Raw genomic sequence first — 17,351 nt, 5'->3', positions numbered from 1 at the left:
TATGGTAAATTTATTTTTTAAAATACATTTGTATGTAGTTTTCATCCTGCACCACTTCCTAACATATTTTTAATTAATGATTTGGATTTTTTACCATATTTCTCAAATTACTTTATGCAATTTATTTATATAATAAACATAAATACCAAAAACTAGTAAATATGCACCTAGTATTAATAAAGTAATTATTAAATCAACATTCAAAAAAACTAATATTAGCATAACTCCTCCAAATATATATAACATTGCATCAAATGCTTTACTTTTTGCTCTATTTTTTATAGTTAAGTTACGTTCATCATTTTTTTCAATATTTATTTTTTTTGCTACCTCTGGATTTTTCTTCAATATTTTATTTTGAATAATTGAACCTAAAATGTGACCAAAGGCACCAAAACCAACTCCAACTAAAATATAAGGCAATATTTTCCATTGTTCATTAAATAATTTCATTTTTACAGAAATAAAACCAAAAGAAAATAGCACTATACTTAATACTAATGTAATCAATAATATAACTTTTTTATTTGTCATTTTTAAATTCCTCCTCATAAATAAATATTTCTTCAATAGATTTGTTAAAAAAATTTGCAATTTTAAAGGCCAAAATAATTGAAGGATTATATCGGCCATTTTCTAATGAACCAATTGTTTGTCGAGATACTTCCAATTCATCTGCCAATTCTTCCTGGCTTAAATCATGTTTCTTTCTAAATTCTTCTAATCTATTTTTCACATTATCTCCTTCCCTCTCGTGTGTAAAGTTAACTTTACATCTATTATACTTGTTTTTCTCAGGTATGTCAAGTAAACTTTACATTTGGTATATAATAGTAGCGATAGATTTTTGCGTATGTGTAATATGAATACCATTTTAAACGAAGTAAAATGAGTATACTTATGCTTTAAAATTTACTAAATTCTATTTGAAATAATTTCATTACATCTTTACCATAACCCTTTTCTTCTTTTATCCTCTACTGCTAAATCCCAACCATTTTCTTTAACTACTTCCCAATCTGAAAAATTATATATAGCATATAGTCCACTATATCTCCATGAACATATTTCTTTTGCTTCTTCCTCTGTTAATTTATTCAAAATATATTGTAACACTTTTATAACACCTGCTTTTAAAATTATTAATTTAATATATTAAATTAAACATCTCTTGGGCTGATAAATTTGGGTGCAGTGACAAAGGAACAAAAGCGGAAATGTTTTTCAATACATTTTAATGTCTCCTCTATATTACTTCTATCATCTCTAATTAAATATTTCATATTAGTATTTTTAGTTATTTCTAAACTTTGCTTAGACCCAGTTATTACTGCATTTAAAAACATCATTTCCCGCATGAGGATATCCATCTATTGATTTTAATTCTAAATCTTCATTAAGTATGATAGAATATGGGTCTATAATAGGTTCTCGCCATTTGGGTGTGTTCAAAAACGCTCCTCCTTTAAAAAAGTTTAAAAATTTAGCGATATTTCATATAACGTATCCAGAAATATATTATTATCGAATAATCGAAAACTTCACTTGCAAATTTTTCGCCTTTTTATTTTTTTATTATATTATTCTTTCATCTATTCGTCTTGCTAAACTATATGTATAAGGTGTAAAATACTTATTCCAAAACTCACTTCCAGTTATGTTTATAGACTCAAAATCAACTCCACAAAGTTTATACTCATTTTCTATAAGCCATTTTTGTATAGAATCAAGTAAATAAGTCCCAATACTTTTTCCTCTATATGTTTCTTCAACATATGCACCAGTAATATTCATAATATCTTGATGTTCTGTAAATAATCTCTCACCATTTTCTTCAATTCTCATATATCCTATAACCTTTTTATTATCATAAGCTACCCACATATGATGGTTTTCTTTACCTAACCACTCAGTCAAATGACTAATAGGATCTTCCTCTTGTACTGGCATAAAAATAGGAGACTCTTTATAATATGAATTATGTTTTGCATCAATATCTGCCAAAGAAGATACGTCACTTAATTTAGCTTTCTTAATATTTATTTCTGATTTTTCTTTGTTTATTTGGTTTACCTCACGAATAGCATCAACACAACGAATACCAAACCCCATCCAAAACCAAGTATCAAGAATTTCTTTATCTTGTGCATATAAGGTTATTGAATGATTGGTAATACCTTTTTCTACCCATATCTCTGCTGCTTTTTTATACAAATATTGATATATTTTTCTGCGATTTCTTTTTATCGCTCCATGGCCATATAGTGGGCAGTATATACCTTTACACTTACCCCATAATTCTTCTATATCATAGCCTGCTAAAAATTTTTGAATAATCTTCTTCAGGGAGATAAGGAATAACCTTCATTTCTTCATAATACGCATTAGTTACTAAATCAACTGCCTCATTAATATGATCTTCTGTTACCATTTTAAATTTAATAGTCAACATTCCACCTCTTTTTTATTTTAGTTATTAACTCACGATTCGATTTCCAATAACATCCTTAAGATTTCCACTGTTACTGTCGCGCTAGGGTTAGAAGGTCTTTAGCCGTTACTAAAATGCTATGTTATGCGAAGTTAGCTGGTTTTCTTTTTATATAGTAATCTTTCTATCATAAAGTAGTATTGCTTCTGCTTCTTTATACTGTCTATTTAAGGCTTGGGTTTCTATGTAAGTCATTAATAATTTTTTTACTGAACATGTCATTTTTATAATATATGATGTTCTATATTTACTTTCTCTATTAAAATCGCTAAAATCTTTCGCAACATCATAACTTAATGTACAGTATAAAAATGTTCTTGGAATTACTTTCCAATCTTTTTCATTACTCATACCTCTATAAATAACTATTTCTTTTATTTTTAATAAATTAAAGTATGCTCTAACAAAAGCCAACCTATGAACTAAATATTTGTATCTCTTATTTTTACTTCCAAGACCAGTAAAAATACCTTTGGTTCTTGGTATTTTACCCTTGTAAGAAACCAACCCCATTTCCCCCAACATTATTTCCATACCTTTAATCCATTCTCCAGATTTTGGGTTTAAAACCATAGTTTCCGCTGTTTTCCTTTCAATATCATACAAACCCTTTAATTTCATATATTCAGTTAAATCTTCAGTAAGAGACGAAGGACCTTCCTTTGAATCAAAATTTAATTTCTTATTGCTTTTAAAAAACATTGAATTATCTTTTAACCATTTTTTTATCTCTTTCTCTCTTTCTGCTATCACAGCTTCAGTCTTTATCTTTTCACTTTCCTTTGCTTTTATATATAGGTTTTCTTTATATTTTTTAATTTTTTCTTTTATAATATTAACTTCATTATCACTCAATTGTTCTGATTCTTTCTCAAATTGAAATTTAGTAACTGATTCTGCAGGTAGATCCCAATGCTTACCTTTATCTTCATACTTAGTTATTTTCCATCTAAACATTGCACTATCTTCATCATATTTTTCGATATATCCAGTAGTCCTTCTACCATCAAGCAATCGACATTTATTACCTTTTACTAAAAATGATAAATCCCCTTTTATAAATTCATTATCTGCCCTCATATTATCATCATATTCGTGTGTGCTCAATAGTTATCACCTCTACTTTTAGGCTAATTTTGCTTAACCTCCCTGGTATTTCCGACGTTATTGTTTTTACTTAAGCCACTTTGGTACAACTGAATTAAAATTATCATAATCTGCAAATATCATATCTGCTAATCTCAACATTGTATTAACATCATCTTCACCATAAGGAATAGCCCAAACAACAGAATATAAAATTACATCTGCAAGATATAGAGCAAGTATTTTAAAAAAATCTTTAGGGACCTTTTCATCAAAATATCCATCAATTTGTCCTTTAGTAAAAGGAATACTTACATCTCTACTAAATAACATCATTTTATAAAATTCTTCATATGGATCACCATAATCCCATCTATTAAAGTCAATAACTCCAAGTTTATTATTATAAGTTAATATTAGATTTCCAACATGAAAATCTCCATGATGAAAAGTTTGGGGACGGTTTTTAAGTAAATGTAAATTATCTTTTACATACTCTATTGCCTTATTATCATTTTTTATTTCAATCCCACACTTTTTGTATTCTTCTAAATGATAATTAATTTTTTTTAACATTCTCTGTTCCCAATCTTCCTGTCCATCTGGTGCAGAAATAGAATGTATTTTTTTTAGAATTTGTCCTGCTTCATATCCAATATCATATTGCTTTTCTTCTGAAAATGATATTATTTCTTCATCTAATGCTTTCCCTTCAATCCAGGACAATAATATATATACATTTTGCCCCCTATTACATATTCCAAAATCAATTGGCTTTGACATATTTATTTCTAAATTATATATATCTTTCATAATATTAAACTCTTTTTCTTTATTATTTAAATATTTTATAGGACTAACTCTAAGTAAAAATTTTTTGCCATTTTTACTTTCAATATAATATTTTTCATCTGCTGACCAACCCTTATTTATTTTATGCACTTTATTATAAGCATTAATTAAAGTCTTATCTAATATCATTTTTTTCACTTCAGATATTTTCATGATTATTCTCCTTTGGTAATTATAAACTATGCTTTTATCAACCTCATCTCTTTACTTTCCATAAATGAAGTAAATCCTTCTTTTTCATGAAAAATGTATTGCTTATCTAATAAAGATTTAATTTCTTTTAAATCGGTTTTTTTAGCTAAACATATCTTCATTTTACACTCCCCCTAACTAAAAACTTGATTCTTCCACATAATGCATTTAGACCAACCGGTTATCAATATTATTTGTATCTTTTGTATAATATACAATTATAATTAATGCTAAAAGAAAGTTCATTAAGCAGCGCCTTCAATCCTATGCTATATGCTGTAACAACCGTTAGTTACGAATAATTTCTCTTTAATCACTACTTTTATTTGAGGTTAATACATTAGAAAAGACTTCTATATGGTTTCCTTCGGGATCTTCGAACTCAAAAACTATATTATCTAAGATTTTTGTTAAAGGAAAAATGATATTTAAACCAAGGTTTTCTATCTTATCCTTGGTTTTTCTAGCATTATCTACCTCAAAACTTAATAAACAATTATCTCCATACTTTACTTCTTCATTCTCATTATTATGATCAAACAAGAAAAGGCGGAATCCATCTACATTAAAGAGATATAAACTCTCACCTTTCTTCACTGCTGATCTTTCTAAAAACCATTCGTAAAAACTTAAAGCTCTATCAGTATTTTCTATAGCTATGTAAGCAGATTCTAATTTGGGTTTCATGAGTTTTTATCCTTTCTGCTGAAGATAATTTTTACTTGCAATACAGGCGGTTATTTTATATAAGATCCCGGGTATTTCTGATGTGTCTCATTAGGGGTGGTATTTCTTTTGCATCAAAATACCCCTGATTCTCTTTTTGCAAAAGACTTGACAAAGATAATATCCCGATAAGTATTGAGTTTCCAATCAACTTTCCTAAATACTCATGTTATGTGCAGTTGTCGCTTGCACTTTAAACTTTTTTATGTATCTCAAATAGGTACTTGTCCGGTGAGGGTAAATCTATTCCTAACATTTTTATATTTTTCGTTTAGTTAAATGCATTGGTGTATCTATATGAGTACCTGCATGCATGCCAATTTCTAATCTGAAATTATTATACTTGTCTTCTTCTAAATGTTTATCCTGATACAATTTTACTTTATCATCATATGGATGAACAACCATATGATCAATTATATCCTGACTCAAATTTATTAATTTATTCATTAATTATATCACTCTTTTTTTGTTTTTTTAATTTCCCTACAAAATTCCATGACCTCTTTATCTACCTGGTTGGGATATTCATAACCTAATTTTTTCCCAACTTGCTTTGCCATTTTTCTAAAAAAAGTAGTTAGATTAAAAAATGCTGTCCAATTTTCTTCTATATCTGCCCCTACATATGTTTCTTCCAACTCTGCCCATGTTTCTGCATCAAGATAAATCTTAAACTTTTTACCTAAAGCTCCTGTTTCCACTGACCAATCATTTTGCATCCCGATATGCCAATCTATAATTTTGTGTAAAAATGAATATCTAAGTGTATAATCCAACATATACTTAGCAAAGGTTAACTGATCTCTCCAAAGATATTTAGGAACATAATAGGCATTCCACCAAAATTCATTTACTAAAACTTCATATTCTTCTTTACTAGGTTTTTCTATTATATACTCTGAATATGTTGGCTCTGCTAGTCCATTTGTTATTCCATCTTTATCTATTAAAACTTCGTAACCATTATCATATGCTTCTGACTCTATTTTTAACTGATCTGTAATCTGAAAATCAATTCTTACCCCATCTTTAAATAAAACAAGTCGAGTAATCCAACAACCTGTTTTAAAACCTGTTGAACGTGGTTTAAAAGGCCAACGTACCATAATAGGTCCAAATGTTTCAAGCCAATCATCATTCTTTTTGAATTTGTTTAAATCAGATACATATAATTCAATATCATAATCAGATAAAAAATCAACATTTGCATCGGGTTTAACACGGGAACTAGTTAATACTGCCGCTCTAATCAATTTGTTTCTTTTTCCCCATTCTTTGAACTGTGATAAAACTTCTTTTTCTGTTCTCATAAACCCACCCCTTGAATGCAAAAGATATGACAAAGAAAATGGCATGTCTCTAATAGAATTATGGTAGCTAATCTCATATTATCTGATATTAATTCTGTTTTTTATCCTTTAAGTTTACAATACAACTGTTATTCAAAGATTTTTTTATTCCTAATACAATTTTTAAAGATTTTATTGCTTCATTTATAGAAATAATTGAACTAGATTTGCCATCACTAATATTATTAATTACATGTTTAATTGCTTCTTCATAATCATTGTTAGAAGGTAAATTGATTTATTCAACTTCATCATCTTTATAAAGAATAGTATTCTGTTCAGTAATCTCTCCAAACTTACTATCAAAAGTTAATGTTCCTGATTCACATATAATATTAAATCCAATATTAAATGGAAATTTGCTCGGTAACATTGTTGAACTTTCTACTGTAGCTACTCCATCTTCATATTTTAAATTAGCAAAGACATGTGAATTGTTTTTTTCAATACCATTAGCCATAATTTCTACTGGTTCCCCCATGATTTCTGTTATAAAATCAAAATTATGTAACATGAAATCTTGTACAATTCTATTTAAATTCATATTTCCCCAATGAGGAGGTGTCTTTTGATAAGCTTTTACAACTAATGGCTTTCCTAAAGAATTTGATTTTATCTTTTCAATTGCAAATCTATGAGGATCAGAAAATTTAAAAAACAAATCTATAAATAGTTTCTTATTATATTTTTCTGCACATCTTTTCATTTCTTCGGCTTCTTCTAAAGTATAACATACTGATTTTCGTCCCTATGTCATATAACATTCCGAGGGTTCCCGACTTGGTAGTCCTGGCCACAACCAAGGTCAAGAATTTTAATATCTTTTCCACAAAATATATCTTCATCCCAAAAATCATTTTCGGTTTTCTCAAACAATTTAGGTTTCTTAGAAAGTTTTATCAGTTTATTAATATAAATTTTTCAAATAACTTCTTCTATGTTGTTAATTCATTATTATAAAATACAACTTCATCTATACTCTTCTTTTTAACAACTTTCATCTCATCCTTTGGATATCCAAAAGCAATAATTTCTGCTGGAATATAACCTATAGGCAAATCTAGTAATTTTGATAGCTCATTTACTCTAAAGTAAGAAACCCAAGTAGAACCAATTCCATGTTCTAAAGCTGCTAAAACCATATGAGTTCCTGCTATCTTAGTCTGATGCTCCTCTTGATTTAACTTACTATAAAGTTCTTTATCCATATTTTCAATTTCAGTTTCTAACTCTGGAAATCTTGCTTTCTGTATATCTCTTCCGCCTCTTTCATCTGCTACTATATTAGTACATAAAACAATTAATAAATTTGCATTTTCTATCCATTTTTGATCATATGCTATTTCAGAAATTTCTCTAATTAACTCTTTATTATTGATAACTCCAAATTTCCAGGGTTGTTCATTTCCACCTGATGGAGATAATCTCCCCGTTTCAAGTATATAATCAACAATTTCCTCAGAAATATTTTTGTCTGAAAAATTACGCACACTACACCTCTTCTTTAACAAATCCAATAACATTTTATATTTTCCTTTCTACTTATATTGATAAAACCCCTTCTATCAGATTTTTGTTATAAATATATACTTTATTCAGAATTCCTATTTAAAATATTGTTTCATTTTTCCTAATTTTTCACCTTGCCTTTGTTATAATTTCATTAAATTTGATTTACTGAAAAAATATTTACGATCAAATACAAGAATTAATATTCCAGTCACTATAAACAATCCTAATATCCATAAATATCCGGTTGATGTATATAAAACTGGAAAAATCCATAAAAATAAATTCATCTGAGTATGTAAAATTATTACTGCTAAAATACTACCATTTGTATGATTGAAAATCCAAGTATACACAAAATTTGCTGCAATAACTGTAAAAATAAACGACCATATAGGAGTTATGTAAAACATACCAGTTTTTTCAGGTGGAACAATAAATTGGGGGAAATGCCAGATGCTCCAGATAAACCCTAAAATTAAAGTCGAAACAAAAGGAGAATATTTAGCTTGCAGACGTGGCAAAGCATATCCACGCCAACCTAATTCTTCAGTCAAAGGTCCTCCAGTAAATAAAACAAAAAAGAAAATAAAGGGCAAAAACCAGTATAACCCTTTTGCTTCTGAGGTTGGAATAGTGGAATCCACTAAAATACTTGCAACATATGCAATAAATATTATTATAGGAAATAGAAAAAAAATAATAAACCACCATTTATTCTCAAAGTCATAATGCATGCCTTTCTTAAAAATATTTTTCATTCCTCCTATTCCTTTTTCCTTATATACCAAAAATAAAGAAGCAATCATAGGCCCAAATGCTCCCAAAAAGCCAAGATTAGTCCATATTATATTTGGTAAAATCCCCCTTTTACCAAGAGCATCTGGAATCCAAAATAACCAGGTAAAAGCAAACGCTATTAAAAAAAACTTTATAAGTTTCGATTCTCCACGATTAATTATAATATTCATAAAACCACCTCTATCAACTATTTGTAAATAGAAATATTTAAAGACTATTTAGTTGAATGTCTATTAGAAGTTATTAAAAAAATAATCATTGCTATAATAGATAATATCAATACAATAGATAAAACAATTATCCTTTCTGAACTACTCTCACGAATTGCAAAGAATAGTCCCCCTGCGGTAGAAAAAAATATAATAATATTAGTTATCAACATAGGTATTCTTAGTTTCTCTTTCATACTCTACACATCCTTTCAAAAAAATTTATTGCAATCAGGACTAATTTCAGATAACATTCCTGATATTTCCGACGTTTCGTTCCGTCACATGTTATCTGAAGTGCCCGACTACCATAGCTCTTTTCTTAATGATTTAGGTTGTTTAACATCTATATCGGTAAAATTGTATTCTTTTGCCACTTCTGCTGCAATTAATATATTTCCAGTTTTATTTATTATTTTTTTATCTTGTGCAAGTGCAGCTACTGCTCTACCTATAAACATAGGTGATTCAGAATTAGATAAATCCAATATATCTTTATTTCTCATAACCCCCTCAGTTCTAACCATACCTGGATATAATGAGACTGATGCTATCCCATCATCTTTTAATTCATGTGCCATATCTTGAGTTAATCTATCTACCGCTGCTTTGCATACTCCATATGCTACATTAGACATATATCTTCGCCCAGCAAAAAATGATATATTAACTATTAATCCACTATTTTGTTCTAACATTAGAGGTACAGCAAATTTACTTGCAATATAATTTGATCTCAAACCTACATCAAACATATCATCCCATAATGAAATCGGTTGTTCCCAAAAATTATCTTCAAATATATAATCCTCTGGTTTATTAACTTGATAGATATTTTCATAGCCAGCTCAAACATTATTAACTAAGATATCTAAATTCCCATATTCGTTTTTAATTTTTTTAAATAGTTTTCTTACTTCCTCATCATTTTTATGGTCGCACTGATAAGGAATGCCTACTCCACCTAATTCATTAACTTCTTTGGCTGTCTCATTTATTGTACCAGCAAGAGGTACATCTGCATTATCTTTATCAACAGTTCTCCCAGTAATATAAACTATTGCTCCTTGTTCAGCAAGTCCTTTTGCTATACCTTTTCCAACCCCTCTACTACCTCCTGTTACAACAGCTATTTTATTTTCAAGTCTATTCATTTTTAATCCTCCATTATTTTAGATTTTATTAACCACAACTTATATACATATAAATAAGTATATCAATTAGAAATATTTCATCCAGTTTGTTTCATCAGTTACTCCTACAAACATCGTAACAGAAGGCATATCCCGCAGAGTAGGCTGGCCTTTAGCCGTTACAGAAATATCATGTTATACGACGTGTGGCCTAAAGCTTTATATTGGACAGCATTGTCATTGCCTTTTCTTCTTTTTTTGCCTGATTCAATGCCATTTTTGATAGATCTTCTAATGCTGCATCTTCTTTACTTCTATCTTCATCCATTTCCCTCAAAATATCTGTCATTTCACTATAACGATTAGCTACATCACAATAGATTTCATATGCTTTCTTCACCTCAGTTAAATCAACATACTGTAATGTTTCTTTTAAAAAATCACGTAATGGATTACGAAAAATAGATCCTCCTGTACCCCAATCATCCCACATTGAGGCTACATAACCCCATCCTTTAAAATCACTACCTTTAAATTCATTTTTTCTAGCTATTTCTGTCCAAGTCTTTTTAATTTCACATGATAATTTGTAAATCCCTTTATATCCAGCCCCTTTAAAAGGGGGATTCATAAATGACTGGGCCATACTCTTAATAACACGGGGTAAAATCTCTTGTAAATTTATTTTATTAACTTCTGTAATCGTAAAACTAAGATTATCAGCGCCACCCATACCATAAACTTTTCCTGATCTAGCTTCTTCTAAACTAGAATGTGATATTTTTTGAATATCCTTGTAATCACGCTCTCCAACATATACATAATCATCATCATAGCCACATGCAGATATTACATGTCCAACAAAATGAATCCTTTCTTCTTCTGGTATATAATCTAAATGATAAAAATCTACTCCTAAACCAACTGGTTTTCCCTGATTAAGTGGTTCAATAAGATTGTTCCAAGCCTTTTTCGTTGAAGTGGTTTTCCTAATATCAAATTGAATACCCGTATTCTCAGAAAACTTTTCCAACCAACCATCTTTTGTTCTGCCACCAACAAATGGAAATCCCATCGCTTTCAAATTGAGATATACAAAAGAAAATCCTTCACATAATCCTATTATTAATGGTTCAGAAAGATTTACTCCATGATATTCCAATAAATCACGCATAGTGTTACTTTCACAATTAATACCTACTTTATGATTGTAATTATTTAAAATAATTTTTTTCACCTTCCTTAATAAACTTAGCATGTCATATAACGTCCCGCAGGTTTACGAAGTTTCTGAATCTTAGGGCGACTGCCCTTGATGAAGAAATTTGGGTGAAACGACTACAGGAGTGGAACCGTAAACCTTGCTGTTATGAGATGTACAAGCAACCCACGTTGTAAATTCAAGGTTATTTTTTTGCTATACATTATAAGATACATACATAAAAAAAGTATATAGTTTCACCAAATTAATTTTATTCTTATTTTATAGTCTATAAATAAGTTTAGGGGTTTTATTTCCCTTTGATATTAATGAATCTACTTGCTTATCAATAGTTGCTCCTAATTTCAAATAGAATCCTCTTGCATCTGGACTAGTTATAATTGTAAATTCTCTAATAACCAGTTTTTTACATTCTGCAAGAGCGTGATTCCATAATATTTTGCCATATCCTTTTCCAATATACATAGGTTCTATAAATAGATATTCTAACGAGAACTCATCATCATTTAGCAATAATCCATAAAATCCAATTATTATCTCATTGTCCTTTAGAATATAAGTTGGATTATTTAATATAAATTCTTCTGTAATTAAGTATATTTCTTTGAATTTATCCATAAAACTTGAATCATATCCCCAATAAGCTTCAGTTCTAATTTCTAGACTAGCTAACAATTTTGTGTCTTTTGGTGAAGCACTTACTATTGTGTTCATTGATTATCATCTCCTGTATTAAAAGTAATCACCAATACCTTATTCCTCTTTAGGGTTAAAGTAGTCAGTTAATTTAACATAAGTATGATTCTGCAACTGCCATTTTTAATGTAATTTTTATCTGCGTGTATTTCACATAACGTTACTGGTATTTCCGACGTTGTCGTCCCGGAGGGGGGCAGGACTTTTGCTACTGCAACCCCTTACCATTATTTGCAAAAATCATGACAAAGATAATGTCTCGTAGGGTAGCCAGTCTTTGGCGTAACGGAAATCCTATGTTATACGATTGTTGCTTTCTATCTCTCATTTAATAAAAATATCTCTGCTAATGCTTTAGCAGTTCCTATTGGATATAATTTTGTTTCATTATCAATATTTTCTGCACCAGTTATTATTTTAGCACCTTCATCTTTTAATTTGCCTAGTTTCATTTTTTGTTTTTTACCCTGTATAACTTGTTCTTTTGTCAAAGCAATAATCCCTCTCACTTCATCTTTTTTTAAGTTTTTAGGTGTTTCTTTTAACTTAGCCTTATATATAATTATATGATATACATTGCCTGCTTTTGGTGTTCTATCAGGATGAATCATTTCATAAATTGCATATGGTTTAATATTATTTTTAATTTTTATTTCTTTTATATTACCATCTTTCGAAATGTATTGAGTTTTATATGAAGATATTATTTCAGGAATAATTCCAATTTCTTCTTTGGCCTCTCGCTGTCCACATTCAATTAAAGTTTCTTCTTTTTCCAAATGTCCTCCAACACCTGCATAAAACAATTCACCTTCAAAACAATTATGTCTATCTCCTGCTATAAAAAAGATATAATGATCATCTTTCTTTATAGCCAAACCAACACCTATTTCAGCTTCTTCTGGTAAATAATTAAAAATATTTTTCATATGATCACCCCAATTATCTAACACTAGAAAAGCAATGTCGTATAACGTTCCTATTATTTCCGATGTTACCGTCCCGTCAGGGTTGACAAGACTTTTGCTGCCAAAGCCCCTTACCCTTTTATTCCAAAAGACATGACAAAGGTAATGTCCCGTAGAGTAGGCAGTACTATGACCGTAACGGAAATGCCATGTTATCTGCAGTCACGGCGACAATATATTATATTAATTTTTGTTTTATTCTTCCTTCTCCTTTTTTTACCTCAATAGTTGCATATGCTCCATTGATTAATACTAATTGAGGTGGCATATGACCTAAATCTACATCATATATTACGGGGACTTCTAAATCAGATAATGGATACTCTAATGCGTCAACCAATTTAAAATCATCTACATCACTATAGCCTTCTACCCTTCCATACAATATACCATTACAACCTTCAAACCATCCATTCATCTTTATCTGCCATAAGGTCCTATATATATCAGAAGAATCCATTTCACAACTTTCAAAATACCAAATAAAACCATTATCGTTATTTAAATTTTTAAAGTTTTCCACTAAATCATATGGAGTTCCAATCAATTTACATAAAACATCCAAATTTCCTCCCAAAAGCCTTCCACTACATTCAACCTCTTCTCTATCACCTAAAATCTTCCACTCTGATTTTTCTGTTAAATTATAAGGAGGAAAGTTATTTTCCGTAACCTCTAGCCACTCTTTTTGATATTGATCTAAGCTATGTTGTAAAAAAGCATCTCCTTTTTCCATATTCAAAATACTTAAAGTGTTCAAAACTGATTCATGAATTGGATTATTACCAAAATCTAGTAAATTAGGGCCATGAGCTGTGGCAATATTAAGCTTTAAAGTTAAAGTGAATAATAATGTACTTATATCGGAAAATCCTAGTATCCATTTAGGTTTTGCTTCCCTTAGTTTTTCATAATCTAAATAAGGTAGCATATCCATTAGAAATTCTCCTCCCCAAGGAGGAATTATTGCTTTTACATCTTCATTTAAATATAATGAAGTAAATTCTTTAGCTCTAATACTTGAAGGGGCACTGGTTAATTTACTTTGGCTTTTAACAGAATCAGTTTCAATAAAATTATAGCCTAAATTTTTCAACTGTTTTTTAGCATTTTCTAATTTCTTAGCAAAAACTCCTGTCACACCAGATGATGGTGCAGTAATCCCAATTGTGTCTCCTTTTTTTAAAGGGGTGGGATAATTTATCATTATTGAATCAACTCCTATTATTTAATATAAGATAGACTTAGCCGTTATTGCAGATAACGTCTTTGGAATTCGCGACGTCTCCGCTACTGCTCCTATAACTTGTCCTTCCTCTATAACTTTCATATGCAACACCTAGCTTTGCTTATTCTTCTAGCCTAGATGTCGCTAATCGCATGTTAGCCGAAGTAACTCGCAGTTACTCTAATCTTTTCCATTTAGCATTTCTTCCTTTTCCTAATAATTCTATTATTCCTTCTTCTTTTAATTTTCTAAATACTCTATTAATTGTAGATTCTGAAACATCTGGGCAAGCATTTCTTATATCTTCCTTTTCAAATTTTCCTACTGTACTTTTAATAGCTTTTTCTACTCTAAAGCTTTTATTTCCCTTTTTATTTTTTACTAAACCTACTCTATCTTCAAATTTTCTGTATGCTGCTAGTAGGGTTCCTAAAAAATAATTGAGCCAAACAAAAATATTATGCTCTCCTTCATGCCAACCTATAGAAGATTTATTTAGAGATTCATAATAACTTGATTTGCTTTTTGCAATCACTTTCTCTAAACTTATATATCTTCCAACTTTATAATCATATTTATATAATAATAATAATGTTAATAATCTAGCCACCCTTCCATTACCGTCATTAAAAGGATGAATACTTAAAAAATCTAATATAAATGTCCCAATTAATATTAGTGGTTCAATATTTTCTTCTTTCATTTCTCTACTTAAATAATCGCACAATTCCTCTACAGCTGCTGGAGTATTAGCTGCAGATACTGGTTTGAACCTTACATATCTTTCTCCATTCGGTAATATCTCTTCAATAACGTTATCTTGATTTTTCCATTTTCCTCCTTCAGCAGAAACAAATTTATATAAATCTCTATGAAACTGCAAAATTATATTAGGGTTTATCGGAATAGCATCATATGAAGTATGAATAGTATTTAATACATCTCTATAACCTGCAATTTCACCTTCAGAACGATCTTTAGGTACTGTATTATCATGCATAATCTCTTTTAAACGCTTATCTGTAATAACTATTCCTTCTATACTATTTGATGCTTTAGTACTTTGAACTACTGCTACTTCTTTTAACTTTTCTAATACTTGTGGAGATTGGTCTAAATATAAATTTTGCTTCCCTTTATATTCATTTATCTTTCCTATTAAACTTACTATATCCATTGGAACTTCTTCATTTTTTAATTTTTCATCTCTAAATGACATCATAAACTTATTCACTCCTCTATAAATATATTCATTTGATCTTCTTATGAATATATTTATTATATCATAAACATATTCATTTTTCCATAAACATATTCATTTAATGGTTTAATGAATATGTTCTTCCGAATATGAATATATTCAAAGAGGTATTTCGGTTAACATCCCGAGGGGTCCCGACGTGCTCGTGCCCGAAAGGGTCTGGCACTAAGTTTGCTACCTAAACACTCACATAAATCATTGCAAACTTTGTGACAGAGAGCATATCCCGTAGGGTAGCCACTGCCTTTGGCGTCACGGAAATCCTATGTTATATGAAGTTTTGCCTGCCCTATTTTCTTTTTTGATCTATATTAGTTATACAATTGATATTATAACATATATGTGATATAATTTTATTGCAATAAAAATTGGAGTGAGTTAATGATGTATAAAGTAAAATATTATGTAAAAAATAATAAATCTCCGGTTGTTGACTTTATTCAACAGCAATCCCCTAAAGAACAAGCAAAAATTTTAAGAGAAATTGATTTGCTTGAAGAATTTGGTTTGTTTTTAGGAATGCCACATAACAAAAAATTAAAAGGATATAATGATTTATAGGAGCTACGAATAAAACATAGTTCTAATATTTTTAGAATCTTTTTCTTTAATTATAAAGATGGTGTTTTTATCCTCTTACACGGATTTAAGAAAAAATCTAATAAAACTCCACAACGAGAAATAAATAAAGCACTTAATCGACTTAATAAAATAAAGTGAGGTGAATCATATGGACCACAATGAGGTCAAAAAAACTTTAATGCAAAATCCAGATGTAAAGAAAGAATATAATGATCTTGACGTAATGTATGAAATAAAAAAGCAAATTATTAAATATCGCATTGAAAATAATCTGAGTCAAAAAGAATTAGCTGAAAAAATAGGAACAAAACAATCTGCAATTTCTCGTCTAGAAAATGATGATTATAACCCAAGCATTGAATTTCTTGATAAAGTAGCTAATGCACTTGGTAAAAAACTTGAAATTAGATTTCATTAACAGTGACTTGCTTTATAGTCACTGTTTTTTTGCTTTAATTTAGGCAAAATTTCATATAATGTCCCTGGGATTTACGGCGTTGCCGTTCGCGTAAATCCCATGTTATGTGAAGTAAGCTGACCCACGTCTATCCCCAAAAAATCGATGTTGGATCTTCATCTACTTCATCTACTAATTTTTGCAGATTATTACTTGGTTCAATTTCATTATATTTATACCACTTTCCGTTATGTCTCCACCAATATAAAGACCATTTATTATCTCCTGGATTAAATCTAAATTGAGCAATTTTCTGTTTAGTCCATTTTTTTGGATCCTTATAATGACTGCGCTTTTCAATTAATGTCACATAGTTGCCTCTGATATTGTAATCCAATTTAATCTGATTTTTAACTCTTTCTGGAACGCGGTTTTCACAAAAAATATCTAAAATTTTCTTAACCCTTTTCTGTTGTAAATCATCTAGAGCCATTATAATCACCCTTTATTTATTGCTACATATGAAACAAGATTTAATTTATTAGCTGATTCAAATCCATTTGTTTCATAAAATAATCTAGTTTTTTCAGTGTCATCAGTCAAAAGAACTTTTTGTCTAATCTTATTATATTTATCAAGAACTGAT

At 29.4% G+C, this 17,351-nt stretch carries 23 protein-coding genes and 2 pseudogenes; 2 read left to right on the top strand and 23 right to left on the bottom strand.

The genetic code is table 11. From position 1 onward, the window contains the following. Nucleotides 1-102: 102 nt before the first annotated feature. From VJ881_04730 to VJ881_04625, 22 genes and pseudogenes are all read right to left on the bottom strand, one after another. Nucleotides 103-534 (bottom strand): DUF6442 family protein, encoded by a 432-nt coding sequence (locus VJ881_04730; protein ID HKL75353.1) that lies wholly within the window; start codon nucleotides 532-534, stop codon nucleotides 103-105. Further along, nucleotides 524-736 (bottom strand): helix-turn-helix transcriptional regulator, encoded by a 213-nt coding sequence (locus tag VJ881_04725; GenBank protein ID HKL75352.1) that lies wholly within the window; start codon nucleotides 734-736, stop codon nucleotides 524-526. The genes VJ881_04730 and VJ881_04725 overlap by 11 nt, the downstream gene beginning before the upstream one ends. Nucleotides 737-948: 212 nt before the next feature. Then, the gene (locus VJ881_04720; protein ID HKL75351.1) at nucleotides 949-1,116 is read right to left on the bottom strand and encodes a hypothetical protein; all 168 of its coding nucleotides are present in this window, start codon (nucleotides 1,114-1,116) and stop codon (nucleotides 949-951) included. Nucleotides 1,117-1,314: 198 nt separating this feature from the next. Continuing rightward, complete coding sequence (locus VJ881_04715; protein HKL75350.1) at nucleotides 1,315-1,452, bottom strand: hypothetical protein; 138 nt, start codon at nucleotides 1,450-1,452, stop codon at nucleotides 1,315-1,317. 123 nt (nucleotides 1,453-1,575) lie between these two features. Beyond that, nucleotides 1,576-2,214, bottom strand: a complete 639-nt coding sequence (locus VJ881_04710; GenBank protein HKL75349.1) for a GNAT family N-acetyltransferase — start codon at nucleotides 2,212-2,214, stop codon at nucleotides 1,576-1,578. 94 nt (nucleotides 2,215-2,308) lie between these two features. Beyond that, nucleotides 2,309-2,449 (bottom strand): hypothetical protein, encoded by a 141-nt coding sequence (locus VJ881_04705; GenBank protein HKL75348.1) that lies wholly within the window; start codon nucleotides 2,447-2,449, stop codon nucleotides 2,309-2,311. 150 nt (nucleotides 2,450-2,599) lie between these two features. Next, on the bottom strand, nucleotides 2,600-3,598 hold the full coding sequence (locus VJ881_04700) for a hypothetical protein (GenBank protein ID HKL75347.1): 999 nt from the start codon (nucleotides 3,596-3,598) through the stop codon (nucleotides 2,600-2,602). A 66-nt stretch (nucleotides 3,599-3,664) separates the two neighbouring features. Then, nucleotides 3,665-4,582, bottom strand: coding sequence for a phosphotransferase (locus tag VJ881_04695; GenBank protein HKL75346.1), 918 nt, complete (start codon nucleotides 4,580-4,582; stop codon nucleotides 3,665-3,667). Between the two features lie 26 nt (nucleotides 4,583-4,608). Beyond that, the gene (locus tag VJ881_04690; GenBank protein ID HKL75345.1) at nucleotides 4,609-4,743 is read right to left on the bottom strand and encodes a hypothetical protein; all 135 of its coding nucleotides are present in this window, start codon (nucleotides 4,741-4,743) and stop codon (nucleotides 4,609-4,611) included. Between the two features lie 187 nt (nucleotides 4,744-4,930). Beyond that, nucleotides 4,931-5,308, bottom strand: a complete 378-nt coding sequence (locus VJ881_04685) for a VOC family protein (protein ID HKL75344.1) — start codon at nucleotides 5,306-5,308, stop codon at nucleotides 4,931-4,933. 297 nt (nucleotides 5,309-5,605) lie between these two features. Then, on the bottom strand, nucleotides 5,606-5,797 hold the full coding sequence (locus VJ881_04680; protein ID HKL75343.1) for a cyclase family protein: 192 nt from the start codon (nucleotides 5,795-5,797) through the stop codon (nucleotides 5,606-5,608). Between the two features lie 8 nt (nucleotides 5,798-5,805). Then, entirely contained in the window at nucleotides 5,806-6,660 is an 855-nt protein-coding gene (locus VJ881_04675; GenBank protein HKL75342.1) for an aminoglycoside 6-adenylyltransferase, read from the bottom strand. 277 nt (nucleotides 6,661-6,937) lie between these two features. Continuing rightward, a complete protein-coding gene (locus VJ881_04670) occupies nucleotides 6,938-7,405 on the bottom strand; it encodes a hypothetical protein (protein ID HKL75341.1) in 468 nt (155 codons plus the stop codon). 229 nt (nucleotides 7,406-7,634) lie between these two features. After that, nucleotides 7,635-8,222, bottom strand: coding sequence for a nitroreductase family protein (locus tag VJ881_04665; protein HKL75340.1), 588 nt, complete (start codon nucleotides 8,220-8,222; stop codon nucleotides 7,635-7,637). Between the two features lie 129 nt (nucleotides 8,223-8,351). Then, nucleotides 8,352-9,179: a CPBP family intramembrane glutamic endopeptidase gene (locus VJ881_04660; protein ID HKL75339.1), complete on the bottom strand. Its 828-nt coding sequence runs from the start codon at nucleotides 9,177-9,179 to the stop codon at nucleotides 8,352-8,354. Nucleotides 9,180-9,223: 44 nt separating this feature from the next. Beyond that, entirely contained in the window at nucleotides 9,224-9,415 is a 192-nt protein-coding gene (locus tag VJ881_04655; GenBank protein HKL75338.1) for a hypothetical protein, read from the bottom strand. Between the two features lie 108 nt (nucleotides 9,416-9,523). Then, a pseudogene (locus VJ881_04650) lies at nucleotides 9,524-10,372 on the bottom strand (SDR family NAD(P)-dependent oxidoreductase). Between the two features lie 190 nt (nucleotides 10,373-10,562). Further along, a complete protein-coding gene (locus VJ881_04645) occupies nucleotides 10,563-11,609 on the bottom strand; it encodes a BtrH N-terminal domain-containing protein (protein ID HKL75337.1) in 1,047 nt (348 codons plus the stop codon). 225 nt (nucleotides 11,610-11,834) lie between these two features. Continuing rightward, the gene (locus VJ881_04640) at nucleotides 11,835-12,287 is read right to left on the bottom strand and encodes a GNAT family N-acetyltransferase (GenBank protein HKL75336.1); all 453 of its coding nucleotides are present in this window, start codon (nucleotides 12,285-12,287) and stop codon (nucleotides 11,835-11,837) included. A 299-nt stretch (nucleotides 12,288-12,586) separates the two neighbouring features. Further along, nucleotides 12,587-13,198 carry an NUDIX domain-containing protein gene (locus tag VJ881_04635; protein HKL75335.1) on the bottom strand — a complete coding sequence of 204 codons (612 nt, stop codon included), beginning with the start codon at nucleotides 13,196-13,198 and terminating at the stop codon, nucleotides 12,587-12,589. 217 nt (nucleotides 13,199-13,415) lie between these two features. Beyond that, nucleotides 13,416-14,444 carry a S66 peptidase family protein gene (locus tag VJ881_04630; protein ID HKL75334.1) on the bottom strand — a complete coding sequence of 343 codons (1,029 nt, stop codon included), beginning with the start codon at nucleotides 14,442-14,444 and terminating at the stop codon, nucleotides 13,416-13,418. Nucleotides 14,445-14,640: 196 nt separating this feature from the next. Beyond that, on the bottom strand, nucleotides 14,641-15,687 hold the full coding sequence (locus VJ881_04625; GenBank protein ID HKL75333.1) for a Fic family protein: 1,047 nt from the start codon (nucleotides 15,685-15,687) through the stop codon (nucleotides 14,641-14,643). Nucleotides 15,688-16,107: 420 nt separating this feature from the next. Here VJ881_04625 and VJ881_04620 point away from each other — a divergent pair. After that, a pseudogene (locus VJ881_04620) lies at nucleotides 16,108-16,446 on the top strand (type II toxin-antitoxin system RelE/ParE family toxin). A 10-nt stretch (nucleotides 16,447-16,456) separates the two neighbouring features. Further along, nucleotides 16,457-16,726 carry a helix-turn-helix transcriptional regulator gene (locus VJ881_04615; protein HKL75332.1) on the top strand — a complete coding sequence of 90 codons (270 nt, stop codon included), beginning with the start codon at nucleotides 16,457-16,459 and terminating at the stop codon, nucleotides 16,724-16,726. A 127-nt stretch (nucleotides 16,727-16,853) separates the two neighbouring features. Here the strand turns inward: VJ881_04615 and VJ881_04610 are convergent, their stop codons facing one another. Next, nucleotides 16,854-17,198 carry a DUF3024 domain-containing protein gene (locus tag VJ881_04610; GenBank protein ID HKL75331.1) on the bottom strand — a complete coding sequence of 115 codons (345 nt, stop codon included), beginning with the start codon at nucleotides 17,196-17,198 and terminating at the stop codon, nucleotides 16,854-16,856. Nucleotides 17,199-17,351: the final 153 nt, after the last annotated feature.

The organism is Halanaerobiales bacterium (genome assembly GCA_035270125.1).
Classification (GTDB): domain Bacteria; phylum Bacillota; class Halanaerobiia; order Halanaerobiales; family DATFIM01; genus DATFIM01.
The sequence above is the reverse complement of the archived record's forward strand: the minus strand, read 5'-3'. Positions and strand labels throughout refer to the sequence as shown.

What these genes read in the sequence shown, in the direction of transcription:
- VJ881_04730 (HKL75353.1), bottom strand. Translation starts at nt 534, where the DNA reads ATGACAAATAAAAAAGTTATATTATTGATTACATTAGTATTAAGTATA.
- VJ881_04695 (HKL75346.1), bottom strand. Translation starts at nt 4,582, where the DNA reads ATGAAAATATCTGAAGTGAAAAAAATGATATTAGATAAGACTTTAATT.
- VJ881_04690 (HKL75345.1), bottom strand. Translation starts at nt 4,743, where the DNA reads ATGAAGATATGTTTAGCTAAAAAAACCGATTTAAAAGAAATTAAATCT.
- VJ881_04685 (HKL75344.1), bottom strand. Translation starts at nt 5,308, where the DNA reads ATGAAACCCAAATTAGAATCTGCTTACATAGCTATAGAAAATACTGAT.
- VJ881_04680 (HKL75343.1), bottom strand. Translation starts at nt 5,797, where the DNA reads ATGAATAAATTAATAAATTTGAGTCAGGATATAATTGATCATATGGTT.
- VJ881_04675 (HKL75342.1), bottom strand. Translation starts at nt 6,660, where the DNA reads ATGAGAACAGAAAAAGAAGTTTTATCACAGTTCAAAGAATGGGGAAAA.
- VJ881_04670 (HKL75341.1), bottom strand. Translation starts at nt 7,405, where the DNA reads ATGAAAAGATGTGCAGAAAAATATAATAAGAAACTATTTATAGATTTG.
- VJ881_04665 (HKL75340.1), bottom strand. Translation starts at nt 8,222, where the DNA reads ATGTTATTGGATTTGTTAAAGAAGAGGTGTAGTGTGCGTAATTTTTCA.
- VJ881_04660 (HKL75339.1), bottom strand. Translation starts at nt 9,179, where the DNA reads ATGAATATTATAATTAATCGTGGAGAATCGAAACTTATAAAGTTTTTT.
- VJ881_04655 (HKL75338.1), bottom strand. Translation starts at nt 9,415, where the DNA reads ATGAAAGAGAAACTAAGAATACCTATGTTGATAACTAATATTATTATA.
- VJ881_04645 (HKL75337.1), bottom strand. Translation starts at nt 11,609, where the DNA reads ATGCTAAGTTTATTAAGGAAGGTGAAAAAAATTATTTTAAATAATTAC.
- VJ881_04640 (HKL75336.1), bottom strand. Translation starts at nt 12,287, where the DNA reads ATGAACACAATAGTAAGTGCTTCACCAAAAGACACAAAATTGTTAGCT.
- VJ881_04635 (HKL75335.1), bottom strand. Translation starts at nt 13,198, where the DNA reads ATGAAAAATATTTTTAATTATTTACCAGAAGAAGCTGAAATAGGTGTT.
- VJ881_04630 (HKL75334.1), bottom strand. Translation starts at nt 14,444, where the DNA reads ATGATAAATTATCCCACCCCTTTAAAAAAAGGAGACACAATTGGGATT.
- VJ881_04625 (HKL75333.1), bottom strand. Translation starts at nt 15,687, where the DNA reads ATGATGTCATTTAGAGATGAAAAATTAAAAAATGAAGAAGTTCCAATG.
- VJ881_04615 (HKL75332.1), top strand. Translation starts at nt 16,457, where the DNA reads ATGGACCACAATGAGGTCAAAAAAACTTTAATGCAAAATCCAGATGTA.
- VJ881_04610 (HKL75331.1), bottom strand. Translation starts at nt 17,198, where the DNA reads ATGGCTCTAGATGATTTACAACAGAAAAGGGTTAAGAAAATTTTAGAT.